We start from the raw sequence: 18,878 nt of genomic DNA on the forward strand, positions 1-18,878 counted from the left end.
GGGAGGATGATCGTCACGGCGTAGGGTCGGGGCCATGACGACGCATCACACGGTACGAGAGCCCGAGCAGCGCAAGAAGGACGTCCTCGCCCGCCTGACGGAGGAGGTGGACATCTGGGTGGCCTCGGCGAGCGCCGACGCCCGGCCGTACCTCGTCCCTCTGGCCTTCCACTGGGACGGCACGGACATCTGGCTCTGCACCCGGCTGACCAACCCCACCGGCCGCAACCTCGCCGCCGGCGGGCGGACCCGGCTGGCGCTCGGGCACACCCGGGACGTCGTCCTGATCGACGGCGACGTGACGACCCTCGCCGTGGACGACGTCCCGACGGAGGCGATCGAGGGCTTCGCCGCGAAGTGCGGCTGGGACCCCCGGAACTCGGGCCCCGCGTACGGCTGGTTCCGGGTCCGCCCCACCGCCGTGGAGGCCTGGCTGGAGGAACCCGAACTGGCCGGGCGCCACCTGATGCGGGACGGCGTCTGGACGGTCTGATCCCGCCCGCCGGCGGAATCGGCCCCGGCCCGGCGGATGCCGTCGACGGCTGCACGCCGCATCGGCGAGGAGGTGTCGGCGGCCGGGTCAGCCACCGTCCTCCTCGCTCGCCGCACCGGTGGTCACCAGCGCGATGTACTCCAGGCGGACGGCGAACGTGGTGTGCCCCGTGGTCGCGGTGTGCGACGCGCAACCGGCCGCGCCGCTCCAGGGCCGCGGTGTCGGCTCCGACTCCCACGCGCATCCACCGTCCATGCAGCGCGCGGTCATCGTGACCTCGGACTCCGGTCCCGGGTGCCTGCCCATCCGGTAGGCCGTCGCGACGGACACCGCCGCCCAGGTCACGGCCGCTCCCGGGGGAGCGTCGCCGACGGTTCGTCGTGCGGGTGGCTGCGGATCTCGACCCGGAAGTCCGCCGCCGCCGAATGGTCCTGCGTCCGGCGGCAGTACCGCTCCCGCTCGGCCGCGAGCGCGCACGTCGCGCAGCCCGGAACGGGCACGGCGGGCGGCACGGGATCCACCGAGAGGACCACCGGAGGCTCCGGAAAGGTCTGCCGCACGCGGGGCCCCGCCGTGACCGGGGTGGTGAGCACGCGGATCAGCGCGCGTTCGTCCTCGGTCGGCCGGCGCAGCTCGGACGGCGCCGCCGTCCACGCGGTCCCCCCGCCGGGCCGTTGCAGATGGACGACCTCGCCGTCCCAGGCGGTCACCTTCCCGAGGCGGAGCTTCCCCTCGGGTGTGTCTGCCGCCATGAACGCCCCGAGGCCGGGGACCGGGCCTGGGCAGTCGCTTGCGGGCACGGGTGTTCCTCTCTGTAGCGAATCCACTACCAGGAGGCATCAGGGTGACCTACTGTCGACATACCTTCAACGTACGAGTTATGGAGGGAGAGTCGTGGCCAACCGTAAGGTGCTGGACCCGGACAGCGGGCCGGAGGCTGCGTATGGGGCGCGATTGCGCAGGCTGCGGGAGGGGCGGGGCTGGACGCAGGAGGAGCTGGCCGAGCGGACGGGATACTCCAGCAAGCACGTTTCAGCCGTCGAGACTGGGCGCAGATCTTCAACTCTCGGCTTTTCAAGAGCTCTTGACGAGGCGTTCGGCCTGTCGGAATCCGATCAGTCGTGCGAGCGTGAGTGGCAGAAGCTGCGGCACGGTGTGCTTCTGGAAGGCTTCCCGGAGTACGTGCATCAGGAGCGGCGAGCCGTCGAGATCCGCCTCTTCACGATCGGGATCATCCCGGGCCTTCTTCAGACGCCCGGATACGCGAAGGCTGTGGCGAGCGGCTCCGCAGCACGCGGAACCATCACGGCGGACCAGGCTGCGGAGCGGGTGGCGTTCCTGGCCGAGCGCCAACGGATTCTGGAGCAGGAGCAACCGCCGATGCTCTTCGTCGTGATGGACGAGAGCTGTATCCGCCGTCCCGTCGGGGGGCCGGAGGTCATGGCCGAGCAGCTCGACCGGCTCGTGGAGTTCGCGGCACGCCCGTACACGGTCCTTCAGGTGGCACCGTACGACATAGGCGAAAGGCGCCCGTTCGACCTGCCCGTGAACCTCGTGAGCCTGGCTGACCGATCCGTACTCTTCTATGCCGAATCGCAGGCGCGGGGCCACCTGGAGCGGGAGCGTGAAGCGGTGTCGTCCATGCTCAGGCTCTACCATCAACTGGCAGCGGAATCGCTCTCTCAAGCGGACACCGTGGCCGTGATCGAAGACGTGCGAAAGGGCATCTTGTGACGAACGAGTCCCCCCGCTGGTTCAAGTCCTCCTACAGCAGCAACGGTGGTGACTGCGTGGAGGTCGCCCACAACCTCGTGCCCGCCCTCGGAGTCGTCCCCGTCCGTGACTCGAAGGTTCCCGCCGGTCCGGCCCTCGCCGTCTCCGCCGACGCCTTCACCGCCTTCGTCGACGCGGTCAAGGGGCGGCGGTCCGGAGTCTGAGGGTGGCTCGCCGGGGTCAGCGGTAGTCGTCCGGGTGGCCCTGCATCCACGTGTTGATGAAGTCGCGGGTGCCGATGAGCAGCTTCTCGTGCTTCTTCAGGTTCTCGTAGGAACTGTCCCCGGCCAGCTTCTTGTTGAGCTCGGCGATCTTCTGGATCGGCTCGGGGAAGTGTCCGGGCCCCTTGGGGTCGGCCTTCATCGCCCCGTCCAGTTCATGGAGTTCCTTGTGGACCCGGCCGAGGAAGTAGGCGCAGTCGCTCGCGCAGGAGTCGTTGAGCGTGGCCTGCAGGGCGGCGAAGGCGTCACGGACCTTCTCGGCGGAGGCGGAGGGGTCGCCGGACGGAGTGGGGGTGGCGGCCGCATCGGGTGCGGTGGTGGGCTCGGTCGTGGTGGCCGCCGCCTCGGGCGTCCCGGTCGTGGCCGCAGCCCCCGGGCCCGCCGCCGGACGGTCGGGCTCGGGGGTCGTGCCGCAGGAGACGGTCAGGGCCGCGAGAGCGGCGACGACCAGCGCGGCGCGTCGTACGGACGTCTTGTCGATCATGTGGAGCCCTCCCTGGTGTCATGTGCAGGGCGACCCTAACCCGCGCATGATCCAGGACCCGGCACCGGAAGCGGACCTCAACCGGAGAAGGCGACGTGCGCCAGCCGCACCGGCCCGCGCAGCTCGACGCGGAGGTCCGTCACGTCCCGCACGTGGCAGGCCGCCCCCACGGCGGCATAGGCGTACGGACCGTCCGTCGGTCCCACGGTGACGGCGGCCAGGGCGGTCGTCCCGTCAGCCGCGAAGAACGTCACCTCGCCCGTCCCCGAGGCCGTCACGGTGATCTCCCTGATGCCGTCGCCGACGTCGCACGCACGGTAGAGCAGGGCGCCTGGCACGCCCGGGTCCGCCGGCGTCACCGCGTCGCCGGCGGTCTTCGTGCGGTCCACGATCACCGTCCCGGACTGCTCGTCGTAGTCGGCCGCGGCGAGACCCTCCACCAGGACCGGGCGCGGTCCGGGCGCCTCGCCCGTCACCTCGACGCGGACGGTACGCCGGATGTCGGCACTGGACGCGCCCGCGTGGAGTTCGTACGCCCCCGGCTCCACCGTCCACCGGCCGTGGGTCACGTCCCAGTGGCCCAGCACCGTGAGCGGCACCTCGAAGGCGAGGGAGGCGGACGCGCCCGGTGCGAGTGACACCCGCTCGTGGGCGACGAGCTCGCGGTGCGGGCGCGGCACGGAGGGCGCGACGGCCCGCCCGTACAGCTGGACGACCTCGTCGGCGGCGACGGCACCCGTGTTGGTGACCGTGCAGGAGACCCGTACCGTCTCCCCGTCCACGGTCGCCGTCAGCTCCTGGTAGGAGAACGTCGTGTACGACAGGCCGTGTCCGAACGGGAACAGCGGCGCGCCGTCGAAGTACAGATAGGTCTGCCGGCCGCCGATGACGTCGTAGTCGAGGAGGTCCGGCAGGTCCGCGTCGGCCGCGTACCAGGTCTGGGGGAGCCGGCCCGCGGGGGAGACGTCGCCGGCGAGCACCCGGGCGAGCGCCGTGCCCGCCGCCTGCCCGCCGTGCGCGGTCCACAGCAGGGCCGGGAGCGCGGCGGCGGCCTCCGTGACCGCGTACGGGTAGGAGGAGACCAGGACGAGTGCGGTCCGCCGGTTCGCCGCGTGCGCGGCCCGCCACAGCCGCTCCTGGTGGGCCGGGAGGGCGAGCGTCGTCCGGTCCTCCGTCTCGCGGCCGTTGATGTGCGGGTCGTTCCCCGCGACGACGATCACCGTGTCCGCCCCGGCGGCGGCCCTCGCGACCGCCTCCTCGCCCCGCTCGACCACCTCCACCGTGAAGGGTTCGGCGGATTCCCGGTCGGCGGCAACCTTCACGCCGTCGGCGGCGACAGAGACGTAGCCACCCGTTCCGAGGTGCAGAAGGAGGTGCCCGTGCGCATGCCCCTCATGGGGTTCGAGCCGGAAGGTCTCGTGGACGACCCAGCCCCCGGGCTCGTCCGCCGAGGCCCGGACGAATCCGTCCTCGGCGACCGACAGATGGCGGCCGTCGGGGGCGCGCAGGGTCAGCACCCCTTCGCCCCAGTCGACCAGGGCGAGTTCCGAGCCCTCCGCGTCGGCGATGAGCGGCGGCAGGTCGGTACGGCCGGCGAGCAGCGCCGGATCGAGTGCGCCCTCCGTACCCCCGGCCGTGCCGTCGCCCGCGCCGTCGCCCGCGCCGTCGCTCTCGGGCACCCGCAGCGCTGCGCCGGACGCGGTCCGCAGCCGTATCAGGTCCACGCCCTCGGCGAAGGTCACCCGGTCCTCGCCGAACCTCTCCCGCAGTCCGTCCAGCGGGGAGGAGCGGTGGATCAGCGAGCCGCTGTACCAGTCCAGTTTGCAGGCGTCGCCGAGCAGCCCGACCACGGCGATCCGGCGCCCGTCGTCCGCGAGGGGCAGCAGCGGGCCGCCCGACCCCAGGGGCTCGTTGCGCAGCAGGACGACCGCCGCCTCCGCCGCCTCGCGGGCCAGGTCCCGGTGCTCGGGGGTGTCGAAGCGGGCCTCGGCCGCGTACGGGTCGAGGTCCGGGTCGAACTCGCCGAGCCGGAACCGCACGGTCAGCTGACGCCGTACCGCCCGGTCCACGTCCTCCTGGTCGACGAGTCCCGCCTCCAGGGCCCGTCGCAGCCGCCCGAGGATCACGGAACTGTCCGTGCCGTGGTCGGTGAAGGAGTCGACCCCGGCGCGCAGCGACGCCGCCACCGCCTCCTCGTGCGTCGCGAAGTAGCCCTGCGAGTCAGCCAGGTTGGAGGGCGCGCCCGCGTCCGAGCAGACCAGCAGTTCCTGATCCGTCCAGGTGCGCAGCTCCTCCTCGATGTACGGGGAGAGGTGGTTGGGCCGGCCGTTGACGAGGTTGTACGCGGGCATCACCCCGGCCACCGCGCCCGCCTCGACGGGGCCCCGGAAGGCCCGAAGGTCGTACTCGTGCAGCACCCGGGGGCGTACCGACGCGGAGGAGGTGTCCCTGGCCGTCTCGTTGTTGTGCGCCAGCCAGTGCTTGAGGACGGGCGCCGTCCGCCAGTACACGGGATGGTCGCCGCGCAGGCCCCGGGTGTACGCGGTGGCGATCGCGGCGGTCAGCGCCGGGTCCTCGGCGTAGCCCTCCTCGCCGCGCCCCCACAGCGGGTTGCGCAGCAGATTCACCGTCGGTGCCCACACGTTGAGCCCGACCCGGTCGTCCTTGGCGCGCATCGCGCGCGCCTCACGGGAGACCGCCTCGCCGACCCGGCGCACCAACTCCGGGTGCCAGGTCGCTCCGAGGCCCACGGACTGCGGGAACACGGTCGCCGGTCCCATCCAGGCGACACCGTGCAGGGCCTCCTGGCCGGTGCGGAAGGCGGCGAGGCCGACGCCGTCGGACCCCGGGGTGAACTGGTGGAGGAGTCGGAGGCGTTCGTCGGCGGTGAGCCGGTCGAGCAGGTCGTCGACCCGGCGGGCGAGGGGGAGCGCCGGGTCACGGAAGGGCGGCCGGTGTGCGGTCACGTGCGAGTCCCTTGCAGAGGGGGCGTGGATGCCGGGAAGGCTGGGCTTTCGAAGCGCTTCGATGCTCCGTGCGGGAGGAGTGGGTGTCAAGCCGTGGTCCACCGCCATCCTCCTTTCACACCAACCCACTTGGACGGAACGGCACAGACGCGGAATCCGCTGAGATTCTCGGTGACGACTCTTGCCGCGCCTGTGACGTTCACTTAACCTCGCAGCAATATCGAAGCGCTTCGACTCTCGATCGTCGAGAGCGCCCGGGGGACCGCCCCGCCCGCACCACCTCCACCGCAGCCGGCCGGCACCCCCGCGGTCGCCGTATGTCCTGGCGCGTGCCATGAAGGGTTGACGCAATGACGCCGAACGCCGTCTCCACGGGCTCCCGGAGAACCACCCCGAGCCGGAGCGACTCCGGGCAGAGCCGCAGGGGCTTCCTCGCCTCCACCGCCGTCGCCGCCGCCGTGGTCGCCGGCGGCGCGCCGCTGCTCACGGCCTGCGGCGGCGGCTCGGACAACGGGAAGAAGGACGGCACCACCACCGGCAAGGACGCGGCCAAGCTCCTCCCCGCGTTCGCCGCCAGCACCGTCGTCGCCCCCGACATCGCGCCGAAGAACGGCTCGGCGGCCGGGTTCACCCGCGCCATCCCCGGCTCCGAACTCAAGGCCTCCGTCCCTGGGAAGCGGGGCAAGGGCGGCGCCCTCACGATCATGGCCCCGTTCTGGGGACCGCCGCCCGCCCCCGACAACCCGTACTACAAGGCCATGAACGAGGCCATCGGCGTCCGGGCCACCTGGCAGAACCAGGACGGCAACGTCTACGACCAGAAGCTCGGCGCCGTCCTCGCCTCCAGCGAGATCCCCGACGTGGTCGTCGTCCCCGGCTGGAACCTGGGCGGCAAGATACCCAGCGCCGTCGATGCCAAGTTCGAGGACCTCGGCCCGTACCTCTCGGGCGACAAGGTCAAGGCGTACCCGAACCTCGCGGCGATCCCCACCGACGCCTGGCAGCGCTCCCTCTTCGGCGGCAAGCTGCGCGGCCTGCCCATGCCCGCCTCCTACGTCACCAACCTCGCGCCCTTCTACCGCAAGGACCTCTTCGACGCGAAGGGCTGGCAACTCCCCAAGAGCGCCGACGAGTTCCTCGCCCTCGCCAAGGAGATCACCAGCGCCAAGGCGAAGGTGTGGGCCTGCGGCGACATGACCTGGACCGCGTACAACATGTTCGGCGTCCTGTCCGGCAGCGACAAGGCGCTCGGCTGGAACCTCGTCGACGGCAAGCTCACCAACCGCATCGAGACCCCCGAGTACCTCGAAGCGCTCGAATGGACCCGCAAGCTCTTCGACGCCGGAGTCGTCCACCCCGACGAGAAGACCCAGAACCAGGGCGACACCGGCAACCGCTTCACCGCCGGCCAGTGCCTGATCTACAACAACGACCTCTCCCACTGGTACGCCAAGACCTCCGAACAGACCGGGCAGAACCCGTCGTTCGCGATGGCCGCCATGGACATCCCCGGCCACGCCGGCGGACTCCCCAAGCTCTGGGCCACCAACCCCGCCAACATCTGGGCCTTCATCCGGAAGGGCAGCTCCAAGGCGGTGATCGAGGACGCCCTGGCCGTCGCCGACTTCACCGCCGCCCCCTACGGCACCAAGGAACGGATGCTCACCGACTACGGCGTCGAGGGCGTCCACCACACCGTCAAGGACGGCCTCCCGGTCAAGACCGACAAGGGCAACCAGGAGGTCAGCAGCTCCTGGATGTTCGTCGCCAGCCCCGCCCCCTACATCGCCCACCCCGACACCCCCGAGGTCACCCGGGCCATGATCGAGTGGCAGCAGCGGATGGGCGCCGTCACCTCCAAGTCCTCCTTCTACGGCATGACCGTCACCGAGCCGTCCCGGTGGACCGGCCTCATGAACGACTTCGAGCAGCTGGAGAAGGACATCGTCCGCGGCCGAAAGAAGATCTCCGACATGCAGCAGGCCGTCTCCGAGTGGAAGACCAAGGGCGGCGACGAGCTCCGCGACTGGTACAGGAAGCTCCTCGACGCCAACGGATCCGCGGCGAGCTGACCGTGAGCACGCTCGACACCAAGACGGCGGAGCCGGCCGCGCCGGCCGCCACCGGCCGGGCGCCACGAGGCCGCCGGGACCCGCGGCGAAGCCGTACGGCCGGGCACGTCCCGCTCGGCCGGCGGCTCCGCCGCGACCGGACCCTGCTCCTGATGACGGTCCCGGCGCTCGTCCTCGTCGTCGTCTTCAACTACGTCCCGATCCTGGGAAACGTGGTCGCCTTCCAGGACTACGACCCGTACGTCTCGACCAACGGCGTCACCGCCATGCTGGAGAGCCCGTGGGTCGGCCTCGCCCAGTTCGAACGGGTCTTCTCCGACCCGGGGTTCTGGCACGCCGTCGAGAACACCCTCGTCCTCTTCCTGCTCCAGCTCGTGCTGTTCTTCCCGGTGCCCATCGCGCTCGCCCTGCTCGTCAACAGCATCCTGCGACCCCGGGTGAGGGCGCTCGTCCAGGCGATCCTCTACCTGCCGCACTTCTTCTCGTGGGTCCTCGTCATCACGGTCTTCCAGCAGATCCTCGGCGGCGCCGGCATCATCGCGCAGACCCTCAGGCAGCACGGCCACGAGGGCTTCGACCTCATGACCGACCCGGCGGTCTTCAAGTTCCTCGTCACCGCCGAGGGCGTCTGGAAGGACGCCGGCTGGGGCGTCATCGTCTTCCTCGCCGCGCTCGCCGCCGTCAACCAGGACCTGTACGAGGCCGCCGCGATGGACGGGGCCGGGCGATGGCGGCGCATGTGGCACGTCACCCTGCCCGCGCTGCGCCCCGTCATCGCGCTGCTGCTCGTCCTCCGCGTCGGCGACGCGCTGACCGTCGGCTTCGAACAGCTGCTGCTCCAGCGCGACGCCGTCGGCCCGGGCGCCGCCGAGGTCCTCGACACCTTCGTGTGGTGGACCGGACTGCGCAGCCAGGACTTCAGTTACGCGGCCGCCGCCGGACTGGTCAAGGGAGTGGTCGGCCTCGTGCTGGTCCTCTCGGCGAACAAGACCGCCCATCTCATGGGCGAGCAGGGGGTGTACCGCAAGTGACCCAGAACGCGGAAGCGGCCCGGCGGCCGCCGGCGACCCGGCGTCCCGCCCCGTCCCGATGGGCGGCGCCCGCCCGGCCCGTCTGGGAGGAACCGCCCGGCCGGGCCGGCCTCGCCGCCAAGGGCGCCGTCCTCGTCCTCGCCTGCCTCGCCGTCCTCGTCCCGCTGTGGATCGTGGTGGTCACCAGCCTCTCGTCCAAGAAGACGATCACGGAGACCGGCGGCCTCGTGGTCGTCCCCAGGGACATCACCTTCATCGCCTACCAGGAGCTCCTGAGCGGCGGCCAGGTCACCCGCGCCGCCGTCGTCAGCGTCCTGGTGACCGTGACCGGCACGGCCTTCTCGATGGCCGTGTCGATCCTCTGCGCGTACGGACTCTCCCGGCCCGGCTCGCTCGGTCACCGCTTCATCCTGCTCACCCTGATGGCCACCATGTTCTTCGGCGCCGGCCTGATCCCCACGTACCTCCTCGTGCAGACCCTCGGCCTCACCGACACCTATCTCGCGCTGATCCTCCCCAGCGCCGTCAGCGTCTTCAACATCCTCGTCCTGCGGGGCTTCTTCATGGGCGTCTCACCCGAACTCGTCGACAGCGCCCGCATCGACGGAGCGGGGGACCTGCGCATCCTCTGGCAGATCGTGATGCCGCTGTCGAGAGCGGTCATCGCCGTCATCACCCTCTTCTACGCGGTCGGCTACTGGAGCGCCTGGTTCAACGCCTCCATCTACCTCAGCGACCAGAACATGATGCCGCTGCAGAACGTCCTCATCCAGCTCGCGCAGAAGCAGGAGATCCCCGTCGGCCTCGGCCAGGCCGTCAAGGCGGGCAACCTCTCCGGACTCGCCGTGCAGATGGCCGTCATGGTCCTGGCCCTGCTGCCCGTCGCCGTCCTCTCGCCCTTCGTCCAGAAGCACTTCAGGAAGGGCATGCTCACCGGCGCCGTCAAGGGCTGACCCACCGAACGCACCACCCCACCCTCCCCCCTTCTCACGGAGAGCCGGATGCCGAGCCTCGACGACGTGACCCGGCCGCCCGGCCGCCCGCCCCGGATCCTCTACGGAGGTGACTGGAACCCCGAGCAGTGGCCCGAGGAGACCTGGACCGAGGACGTCCGGCTCATGCGCCGCGCCGGGGTCACCTCCGTCACCCTCGGCGTCTTCTCCTGGTCGCGCATCGAACCCACCCCGGGGAAAAGGGAGTTCGACTGGCTCGACCGCCTCATGGACCTGACGCACGCCCACGGCATCGGCGTCGTCCTCGCCACCCCCACCTCCTCGCCGCCACCCTGGATGGGACGCCTCCACCCCGAGACGCTGCCCCACGACGAGGACGGCCGCACCGAAGGGTGGGGCTCACGCCAGCACTTCTCCCACTCCAGCGACGCCTACCGGCAGTACGCGGCGGCGATCACCGAGGACCTCGCGGGCCGCTACGCCGACCATCCGGCGCTCACGATGTGGCACATCAACAACGAGTACTGCACCTACGACTGGGGCGACGAGGCCGCCCGCACCTTCCGCCGGTGGCTCCGGAACCGGTACGACACCCTCGATGCGCTCAACACCGCCTGGGGCACCGACTTCTGGAGCCAGCGGTACGGCGACTGGGCCGAGGTCCTGCCGCCCCGGCGGGCGCACTACCTGAAGAACCCCGCGCACGTCCTCGACTTCCGGCGCTTCACCTCCGACCAGCTGCTCGACTGCTACCGCGCCGAACGCGACATCGTCCGCCGCCACACCCCGCACCTCCCCGTGACCACCAACTTCATGCCGTTCTGGTCGGGGCAGGACGGCTGGGCGTGGGCGGCCGAGGAGGACCTCGTCTCCGTCGACGTCTACCCCGACCCGAGAGACCCGGGCTCCGGCGCGTACAACGCGATGATCGGCGACCTGACCCGCTCCCAGGCGGGCGGCCGGCCGTGGATGGTCATGGAACAGGCAGCGGGCGCCGTCAACTGGCGGGGCGTCAACCACCCCAAGCCGTACGGACTCAACCGCCTCTGGGCCCTCCAGACCGTCGCCCACGGAGCGGACGCCGTCTGCTACTTCCAGTGGCGCCAGTCCCGCCAGGGAGCGGAGAAGTTCCACTCCGGAATGCTCGGCCACGCGGGCGAACGGGGGCGCGTCTTCCAGGAGACCGTCCGCATCGGCGAGGACCTCGCCCGGCTCGGCCCCCGGGTCGCGGGCAGCCGGGTCACCACCGACATCGCCGTCCTCCACGACTGGAACTCATGGTGGGCCGGCGCCCAGGAAGGGGCGCTCTCCCGCCGCGTCGACCACGCCGAGATCGTCCACGCCTGGCACCGGGCCCTCTGGGACGCCCACCTCCCCGCCTCCTTCGCCCACCCCCGCCACGACCTGAGCGGCCACCGGCTCGTCCTCGTCCCGCACCTCTACCTCCTCGACGACACCGCGATCGACAACCTCGTCGCGTACGTGCGCGGCGGCGGCACCCTCGTCTGCGGCTTCCTCACCGGCATCGCCGACCAGGACGACCGGGTCCGCCCCGGCGGCATGGACGCCCGCCTCCGGGAGCTCCTCGGCATCGGGCTGCTCCAGGAGTGGTGGCCGCTCGACGAGGACGAACACGTCGACTGCGGCACCTTCCGGGGGACCCTCTGGTCCGAGGAGCTCACCGCCGCCCCCGGCGCCGAGACGGTCGCCGCCTACCGGGGAGGAGAGCTCGACGGCCTGCCCGCCGTGCTGCGCAACGGCCGCGCCCGCTACCTCTCGACCCTCCCCGAGCCGGCCGCCCTGAGCCGGCTCCTGGCGGCCGTGGCCGAGGAGGCCGGGGTGCGCCCCGTCGTCGACGGCCTGCCGGCGGGCGTCGAGGCCGTCCGCCGCGGCGAGCTGCTGTTCCTCCTCCACCACGGCCGCGACCCGGTCACGGTCACGCTCCCCGGCCGCCACCGCGACCTGCTCACCGGGACCGAGGCCGAGGGGGCGCTGACGCTGGAGAGGTACGGGGTGGCGGTCCTGGAGGTGTCCGGAGCGGCGGCCCCCGAGCCCTGGGGCGCGGGGACACCGGAGGAGCGGGGACCGGAGCACGGTCCCGCGCCGGGGGAGCGACCGTGATCCACGGAACCTGGGAACCCGCGCCCGCTGCGCGCTGGGAGGACGCCTTTCTCGCCGGCAACGGCAGGCACGGCGCCCTGGTCCTCGGCGACCCCGAGGACGACCGGGTGATCGTCACCCACCACACCCTCGTACGGCCGAACAACGCACCCGCCGACACCGCCCCGCCCCGGCTCGCGGCAGCGCTCCCCGCCCTCCAGGACGCCCTGCTCGCCGGGGACGCGACGGCCGCCGAACGGTTCACGGACGGGCGCCCGCTCCGCTGGGTCCAGCCGTTCCACCCCGGCTTCCAGACCCGGGTGCGCGGACGGGGGAACGCCCGCGCCCTCCCCGTCCACCGGGCCGTGGACTTCACCACCGGGGTGGTCACCGGGCAGTGCGGGGAACGCCGCAGCGAGGTCTTCGTCTCACGCGCCGACGACGTCATCGTCCAGTACGTCACCGCGCCCGGTCCCGTGACGGACATCGACCTCGACCACCGGCTCCCCGGCGTCCCCGCCGAACTCGGCGCGGGCCGGGGCGTCGCCACCGCACGCCGGGAGACCGTCCTCACCCTGAGGGCCCGGTACCCGGACAGCCCACTCGGCTACACCGGCACCACCCTCCTGCTCATCGACACCGGACGCACCACGGTCACATCCGGCGGCGTCCGGGTCGAAGGAGCGGGGCAGCTGCTCCTCCTCACCAGGGTGCGGCGCCACGCCGAGGAGTCCGACCCGGCCCGGGAGACGGAGGACCTGCGGTCCCTGACCGACGGCCTCGACCCCGCCGCCCTCCACGCCCGGCTGCTCACCCGCCACACCGCCCTGCACGGCGCCGCCTACCGGCGGGTCTCGCTCGACCTCGGCGCCGACGCCACCGAGCGCGCCCTCCCCGGCTCAGCCCTCCTGCGCCGCCCCGAAAGCCCCGCCCTCCTGGAACGCCTCTTCGCGGCAGGCCGCTACCACCTGCTCTCCTCCGCGGGTTCGCATCCGCCCCGGCTCACCGGCCTCTGGACCGGGGACTGGAACACGGCCTGGTCCGGGGCCTTCACCACCAACGCCAACCTGAACCTCCAGACGGCCTCCGCCGCCGCGGCCGACCTGCCGGAGGTGACGAGGGCCCACGCCGACCTCATCCGCGGACAGGCGCCCGACTGGAGGGACAACGCCCGGGCGATCTTCGGCACCCGGGGCATCGTCGCCCCCACCCACACCGACGGCGTCTCGGGGCACACGTACCACTTCAGCCGCGAGTACCCCCTCCATCTGTGGACGGCGGGCGCCGACTGGCTCCTCAAGCCGCTGCTCGACCACGAGGAGACGAGCGGAACGCGCGATCCGACGACCACCACCCTCCTCGCCGAACTCGCTCTCTTCTACGAGGACTTCCTCACCCGGACCGGACCCGACGGCCGCATCGTCGTCGTCCCCTCGTACTCCCCCGAGAACCGGCCGCGCGGAGGGAGCTGGGGCGCCGTCAACGCCACCATGGACATCGCCGCCGCCCGGCACGCCCTGCGCGCCGCGGCCGACCGCGCGCCCCACGCCGACGCCACGCGGCTGCGCGCGCTCGCGGACCTCCTCCCGCCCTACCGGATCAACGACGAGGGCGCACTCGCCGAGTGGGCCTGGCCGGGGCTCGGCGACCGCTACGACCACCGGCACCTCAGCCACCTCTACCCCGTCTGGCCACTGGACGAGATCAACCCGTACGACACCCCCGAGCTCGCCGCCGCGGCCGGGCGCGCCCTCGAACTCCGCGGCAGCGAGAACGACTCGGCCCACGGACACCTCCATCGCGGCCTGGTGGCCGCCCGGCTGCGCGACGCGACCCGCACGGAGAACGCCCTGGCGCGCGTGCTCACCGGCGACCACTTCCACGACTCCCTCATGAGCGCGCACTACCCGGCCCGCGACGTGTACAACGCCGACGCCGCCCACGCCCTGCCCGCGCTCCTCGTCGAGACCCTCGTGCAGTCCACGCCCGAGCGGCTCGTGCTGCTCCCCGCGCCGCCCGCCCGGTGCCCGAGCGGCCGGCTCACCGGAGTGCGGACCCGGTTCGGGGCCCGCGTCGACCTGACGTGGTCACCGGGGACGTACCGGGCCGTCCTCCGCCCGGACCGGGACGCCGAGATCGACGTACGGACCCCGGCCGGGGCGACCCGGCTCGTCCTGCGCGCCGGCGAGGAGCGGATCGTCAGTTCCCGAACCCGGCCCGGGGCGGAGGGGGGCCCGAGCTGTCCCGCACGGTCAGCGCCGGCGTGAGCAGGTCGACCCCGGCCGGGTCGACCTCCTCCGGACGGGAGAGGCCTGCGACGAGGCGTTCCACCGCCCTGCGGCCCAGCTCCTGCGCGGGGATCGCCACCGAGCTGAGCGGCACCGAGGCCTGGGCGGCGATCTGGTCGGCGCAGACCGCGACCACCGACACGTCCTCCGGCACGGCCCGGCCGGTCCGCCGCAGCAGCGCGAGCAGCGGCTCGACCGCCGTCTCGTTCTGCACGACGAACGCGCTGACCCCGGGCCGCTCGTCGAAGATCCTGGCGAGCACCCCCGCCACGGCGTCATGGCCGCCCTCGCACGGTCGGTGCAGCAGCCGGACCCCGCGCTCGGCCGCCCGGTCGCGCAGCCCGCGCAGGGTGCGCTCGGCGAAGCCCGTATGCCTCGCGTAGACCCCCGGCGACTCGCCGATGACCGCGATCTCCCGGTGCCCGAGGTCCGCCAGATGCTCCACACACAGCGCCCCGGCCGCCGCGAAGTCCAGATCGACGCAGTCCAGCCCCGCGGGGTCGGCCGGCAGCCCGACCAGGACGGCGGGAGGGCCCGCCACACGCAGCAGGGGCAGCCGCTCGTCGTCGAGCTGGACGTCCATCAGGATCACCGCCTCGGCGAGCCCGCTGCCGGTCACGCGGCGCAGCGCCGACGGGCCTTCCTCGCCGGTGAGCAGCAGCACGTCATAGCCGTGCGCGCGGGCGGTCGTGGCGACGGCGACCGCGATCTCCAGCATCACCGGCACGTACATGTCGGTACGCAGCGGGACCATCAGGGCGATGATCCGCGAACGGCTGCTGGCGAGCGCGCGGGCGCCCGCGTGCGGCTGGTACCCGAGCTGCTCGATGCTGGCTCGCACCCGCCGCCGGGTGGGGTCCGAGATGGGACGCTTGCCGCTGAGGACATAGCTCACCGTGCTGGCCGACACTCCGGCGTGCCGGGCGACCTCGGCAAGCGTGACCATCCGTTCTCCCCGCGGGCCGTGACTGAGGTGAGGCGACGTGAATCGCTTCGACGATGTCACTCGAACGATCGCTTCGACGGCTCAGCGAGACGGTAACGCGGGTGTGTTGACGTGTCCAGAGAAGTGGGTCAAGAAGATCGAAGCGCTTCGACGAACGGCATGTCCGAGGCGAAGCGCCGGAGTTCCCCCGGGTGCCGGGAACCGAGCGGGGACATCCCGCCGTCCGCCCCGTGCCGGGCGAGCAGATCCAGGACGAGCCGGCCGCGACGGACCCGCTCCCGCGCCGTGGCCAGGGCGAGATCCCGCAGGTGGGCCCCGTACGGGTAGATCCCGGCCGCCCGGCTCAGCCCGAACTTCAGGTACAGCGGCGCGCCCCGCCGTATCAACTCGGCCGCCTCGTACATCCGGACGTAACCGCCGAGGTCGTCCGGGGCCTCGACGTACAGGTCCATCGGCGCCCGGCTGACCCGCCGGATCTCGGTGAGATGGTCGAGCGTCAGGTCGGACGGCACGTTCAGGGAATCGGCCCCGAGCCGCTCGTGGACCGCGTACGAGGCGGGGTTGACCGGCCCGATCAGCGCGGACACCTTGAACGTGGTGTCGGCGGGCAGCGTCCCCGCCGCGCGCAGCCGGTGGAGCGTCCACAGCACCCCCTCGTCGGCGACGAGAAGACACCGGACGCCCGACGCGGCGGCGCGCAGGGCGTCTTCGACGCATCCCGCGAGCCCGTCGTGGCCGCGGGTGCGCAGGCCCGCGCCGCCCGAGTCGGTACGGGTGGCGGCCCCGGTGTCCCATGTGCCGCGCGGACCGGTGAACAGGCAGAGCTCCACGGCACGTTCGGCGCAGGCGGAGACCATCTCGGCGATCTCGGCGTCCGTGAGCATCCAGACGCCGCTGCCCTGGCTGACCCGGTGGACGGGGACGCCGAGCCGCTCGCTCTCCGCGAGGACGACGCCGAGCGCCTCGGGGCTCTCGACGGAGGGGACCTCGGTGCGCCACAGCCCTCCGTCGGGGAAGGAGTGCGGGGAGGCGTCGGCGGGGTCGGCCGCCGGCACGGGGTGGCCGATACGGCGGAGGGCGTCGCCGCCGGGGAGTCGGGGGGCCGGTCGCGTGGTCATCGGAATCCTCTGCTGGGGAGGGCGGACGCGGAACGGGGTGGCCGCGAGGCGGGTTCAGGGACGGAGGAGGACCTTGCCCGTGTCCGGGGCGCCGCCGCCCACCAGGGCGAGGGCCTCGCCGAACCCGTCGAGCGGGAACTCGTGGGTGATGAGCGGGTTCGGGTCGAGAAGGCCAAGGGAGAACGCGCGGACGGCGTCGGACCAGGCCGCGGAGGAGGCGCCGAAGACGCTGCGGATCTCCAGCTGGCTGACGGACAGATGGACCGGGTCGATCCCGGCGGCGCCCGCCGTGAACATGCCGGTGAGCACCACCCGCCCGCCCCGGCGGGCGAGCAGGCACGAGGAGGCGGCGGTCGTGGGAGCGCCCGCGGTCTCCACGACGAGGTCGAAGCGGCCGGGCAGGCCGTCCGCCTCTGCCGGGGTGAGGACACGGCTCGCGCCGAAGGCCGAGGCCTGGGCCGCGCGCTCCGCACGCGGGTCCACGACCGCCAGTTCGGCGGGGGAGGAGGCGGCGAGCCACTGGACGGCGAGCAGCCCGAGCGTCCCGGCGCCGACGACGGCGATCCGTTCACCGGGGCGCGGCCTGCCGGCCCGTACCGCGGCGGCGACGACCGCCGCCGGTTCGAGCAGCGCGGCCGCCCGGAGGTCCACCCCGTCCGGCAGCGGGTGCAGGAGCCGGGCGGGCACGAGGACGTGGTCGGCGAAGGCACCCGGCTCGGTGAAGCCTGTCTCGGCGTATCCGGCGGTGCACAGGCTGGTCTCCCCGTACCGGCAGCGCTCGCAGCGGCCGCAGGCCCGGAAGCCCTCGGCCACGCACGGCCGGCCCAGGAGTGCCGGATCGACCCCGGCGCCGACGGCGTCCACCGTGCCGGACCACTCGTGGCCGGGGACGATCGGGTAGCGGACGTAGCCCGGGGCGCGGTGGCCCTCGTACAGCTCGCGGTCGCTCAGGCAGATCCCGGCGGCGGCGACCCGCACCCGGACCTCACCGGGGCCGGGCGCCGGAACCTCCCGCTCGACCAGCCGGTGCGCGCCGGGCCGTTCGACGAGGACGGCGCGGCTCAAGGCATCGGAACCGCCGCTCACTTGGGCTGCCTCCTCTCCCAGCCCTCGGCCCACAGGTCGAACCGCGCCTGCTGCTGAGGGAACTCCGCGGCGGCGTCCGCGTCGAACTCCACCCCGAGTCCCGGCTCGTGGGACACCGTGAAGCAACCGGTCTCCGGGTCGACCTCGGGCGCGCCGCGCACGACCTTCTTGATCTCCGCGTCCGCGAAGTCGTTGAAGTGCTCCAGGATCTTGAAGTTGGGTGTGCAGGCCGCGAGTTGGAGGGAGGCCGCGGTGAGGACCGAGCCACCCACGTTGTGCGGGGCGACGAGCACGTAGTGGGTCTCGGCGGTCGCGGCGAGCTTCCTGGCCTCCAGGATGCCGCCGATGTGGCCGACGTCGGGCTGCACGATGTCGGCGGCCTGCGACTCGAAGAGCTCCCTGAACTCGATCCGGTCGTGGATCCGTTCACCGGTCGCGATCGGCAGGTCCACCTTCTCGGCGACCTTCGCCAGGGCCTTGAGGTTCTCCGGCGGCACCGGCTCCTCCAGCCACGCCGGACGGAACGGGGCGAGCTCGCGCGCGAGCCGGACCGCGGTCGAGGGGGAGAAGCGGCCGTGCATCTCCACCATCAGCTCGGTGTCCGGGCCGACGGCGTCCCGTACCGCCTCGATGAGCGCGACGGCCTCCCGCGAACGCTCGGCGTCCAGCTCGTAGTGGCCGGTCCCGAACGGGTCGATCTTCAAGGCCCGGTAGCCGCGCGCCACGACCCCGCGCGCCGCCGCGTGGTACGCCTCCGGGGTGCGCTCGGTGGTGTACCAGCCGTTCGCGTACGCCTTCACACGGTCGGTGACCTTTCCGCCGAGCAGCTGCCACACGGGCACGCCGAGGGCCTTGCCCTTGATGTCCCAGCAGGCCGTCTCGACGACCGCGATGCCGGACATGACGATCTCGCCGGCCCGCCCGAAGTCCCCGTACTTCATGCGTCGTACGAGGTCCTCGACCGCGAACGGGTCGGAACCGGCGATGTGGTTGTGCTCGGCCTCGCGGAGGTAGCCGACGAGTGCGTCGGTGTGCCCGAGCATCCGGGTCTCGCCGACACCGGTCAGCCCCTCGTCGGTGTGGACGAGCACATAGGTGAGGTTGCGCCAGGGCGTGCCGACGACGTGTGTGGTGATTCCCGTGATGCGCATGGTGGTTGCTCCCCGGGGGTGCGGAGGTGGACGTGGTCGTGGGCGTTGACGCCGACGTGGTGCGGGAAGGTGGCCGGAACACCCGCTTGTTCGAGATATCGAATATCGTTCGGTGGATCGGCGTGACGGTAGGCAGCGGCTCGCCGGGGTGTCAACGGGGGCGTGTCCACCCGTCCCGGCTTCCGGCGGGATCCCC

Annotated in this window: 16 protein-coding genes; 8 read left to right on the top strand and 8 right to left on the bottom strand. The window is 72.5% G+C overall.

Translation table 11 applies throughout. From position 1 onward, the window contains the following. Nucleotides 1–34: 34 nt before the first annotated feature. Nucleotides 35–493: a pyridoxamine 5'-phosphate oxidase family protein gene (locus ACZ4XX_RS13170; RefSeq protein ID WP_468508018.1), complete on the top strand. Its 459-nt coding sequence runs from the start codon at nt 35–37 to the stop codon at nt 491–493. Between the two features lie 87 nt (nt 494–580). Here the strand turns inward: ACZ4XX_RS13170 and ACZ4XX_RS13175 are convergent, their stop codons facing one another. Together ACZ4XX_RS13175 and ACZ4XX_RS13180 are read right to left on the bottom strand one after the other, a co-directional pair. After that, nucleotides 581–838: a hypothetical protein gene (locus tag ACZ4XX_RS13175; RefSeq protein ID WP_468508019.1), complete on the bottom strand. Its 258-nt coding sequence runs from the start codon at nt 836–838 to the stop codon at nt 581–583. Then, a complete protein-coding gene (locus ACZ4XX_RS13180; RefSeq protein ID WP_468508020.1) occupies nt 835–1,293 on the bottom strand; it encodes a hypothetical protein in 459 nt (152 codons plus the stop codon). The genes ACZ4XX_RS13175 and ACZ4XX_RS13180 overlap by 4 nt, the downstream gene beginning before the upstream one ends. Nucleotides 1,294–1,387: 94 nt before the next feature. Between ACZ4XX_RS13180 and ACZ4XX_RS13185 the strand changes: the two genes are divergently transcribed. After that, entirely contained in the window at nt 1,388–2,227 is an 840-nt protein-coding gene (locus tag ACZ4XX_RS13185) for a helix-turn-helix domain-containing protein (protein WP_468508021.1), read from the top strand. Continuing rightward, nucleotides 2,224–2,430, top strand: a complete 207-nt coding sequence (locus ACZ4XX_RS13190; protein WP_468508022.1) for a DUF397 domain-containing protein — start codon at nt 2,224–2,226, stop codon at nt 2,428–2,430. The genes ACZ4XX_RS13185 and ACZ4XX_RS13190 overlap by 4 nt, the downstream gene beginning before the upstream one ends. A 16-nt stretch (nt 2,431–2,446) precedes the next feature. On the opposite strand, the gene ACZ4XX_RS13195 is transcribed toward ACZ4XX_RS13190, so the two are convergent. Together ACZ4XX_RS13195 and ACZ4XX_RS13200 are read right to left on the bottom strand one after the other, a co-directional pair. Further along, nucleotides 2,447–2,971, bottom strand: a complete 525-nt coding sequence (locus ACZ4XX_RS13195; RefSeq protein ID WP_468508023.1) for a hypothetical protein — start codon at nt 2,969–2,971, stop codon at nt 2,447–2,449. A gap of 77 nt (nt 2,972–3,048) precedes the next feature. Further along, a complete protein-coding gene (locus tag ACZ4XX_RS13200) occupies nt 3,049–5,937 on the bottom strand; it encodes a glycoside hydrolase family 3 C-terminal domain-containing protein (protein WP_468508024.1) in 2,889 nt (962 codons plus the stop codon). Between the two features lie 350 nt (nt 5,938–6,287). Here ACZ4XX_RS13200 and ACZ4XX_RS13205 point away from each other — a divergent pair, with 350 nt between their 5' ends. Genes ACZ4XX_RS13205 through ACZ4XX_RS13225 form a run of 5 tightly spaced genes read left to right on the top strand, consistent with a single transcriptional unit; the run spans nt 6,288 to nt 14,360 of the window. Then, nucleotides 6,288–8,009 carry an extracellular solute-binding protein gene (locus ACZ4XX_RS13205; protein WP_468508025.1) on the top strand — a complete coding sequence of 574 codons (1,722 nt, stop codon included), beginning with the start codon at nt 6,288–6,290 and terminating at the stop codon, nt 8,007–8,009. A gap of 2 nt (nt 8,010–8,011) precedes the next feature. Continuing rightward, nucleotides 8,012–9,040 (top strand): ABC transporter permease, encoded by a 1,029-nt coding sequence (locus tag ACZ4XX_RS13210; protein ID WP_468508026.1) that lies wholly within the window; start codon nt 8,012–8,014, stop codon nt 9,038–9,040. After that, nucleotides 9,037–9,993, top strand: coding sequence for a carbohydrate ABC transporter permease (locus ACZ4XX_RS13215; RefSeq protein WP_468508027.1), 957 nt, complete (start codon nt 9,037–9,039; stop codon nt 9,991–9,993). Before ACZ4XX_RS13210 ends, ACZ4XX_RS13215 begins: the two co-directional genes overlap by 4 nt. Before the next feature lie 48 nt (nt 9,994–10,041). Next, nucleotides 10,042–12,114: a beta-galactosidase gene (locus ACZ4XX_RS13220; RefSeq protein ID WP_468508028.1), complete on the top strand. Its 2,073-nt coding sequence runs from the start codon at nt 10,042–10,044 to the stop codon at nt 12,112–12,114. Beyond that, complete coding sequence (locus ACZ4XX_RS13225) at nt 12,111–14,360, top strand: glycosyl hydrolase family 95 catalytic domain-containing protein (RefSeq protein WP_468508029.1); 2,250 nt, start codon at nt 12,111–12,113, stop codon at nt 14,358–14,360. Before ACZ4XX_RS13220 ends, ACZ4XX_RS13225 begins: the two co-directional genes overlap by 4 nt. Here the strand turns inward: ACZ4XX_RS13225 and ACZ4XX_RS13230 are convergent. The 4 genes from ACZ4XX_RS13230 to ACZ4XX_RS13245 all read right to left on the bottom strand — a co-directional run bounded on the left by ACZ4XX_RS13230 (nt 14,293) and on the right by ACZ4XX_RS13245 (nt 18,682). Further along, nucleotides 14,293–15,327, bottom strand: coding sequence for a LacI family DNA-binding transcriptional regulator (locus ACZ4XX_RS13230; RefSeq protein ID WP_468508030.1), 1,035 nt, complete (start codon nt 15,325–15,327; stop codon nt 14,293–14,295). The genes ACZ4XX_RS13225 and ACZ4XX_RS13230 overlap by 68 nt on opposite strands. Nucleotides 15,328–15,455: 128 nt before the next feature. After that, nucleotides 15,456–16,445 (bottom strand): hypothetical protein, encoded by a 990-nt coding sequence (locus ACZ4XX_RS13235; RefSeq protein WP_468508031.1) that lies wholly within the window; start codon nt 16,443–16,445, stop codon nt 15,456–15,458. A 54-nt stretch (nt 16,446–16,499) separates the two neighbouring features. Continuing rightward, the gene (locus ACZ4XX_RS13240; RefSeq protein ID WP_468508032.1) at nt 16,500–17,531 is read right to left on the bottom strand and encodes a zinc-dependent alcohol dehydrogenase; all 1,032 of its coding nucleotides are present in this window, start codon (nt 17,529–17,531) and stop codon (nt 16,500–16,502) included. Continuing rightward, nucleotides 17,528–18,682 (bottom strand): mandelate racemase/muconate lactonizing enzyme family protein, encoded by a 1,155-nt coding sequence (locus ACZ4XX_RS13245; RefSeq protein WP_468508033.1) that lies wholly within the window; start codon nt 18,680–18,682, stop codon nt 17,528–17,530. The genes ACZ4XX_RS13240 and ACZ4XX_RS13245 overlap by 4 nt, the downstream gene beginning before the upstream one ends. Nucleotides 18,683–18,878: the final 196 nt, after the last annotated feature.

It is taken from the genome of Streptomyces sp. NPDC029956 (assembly GCF_055574655.1).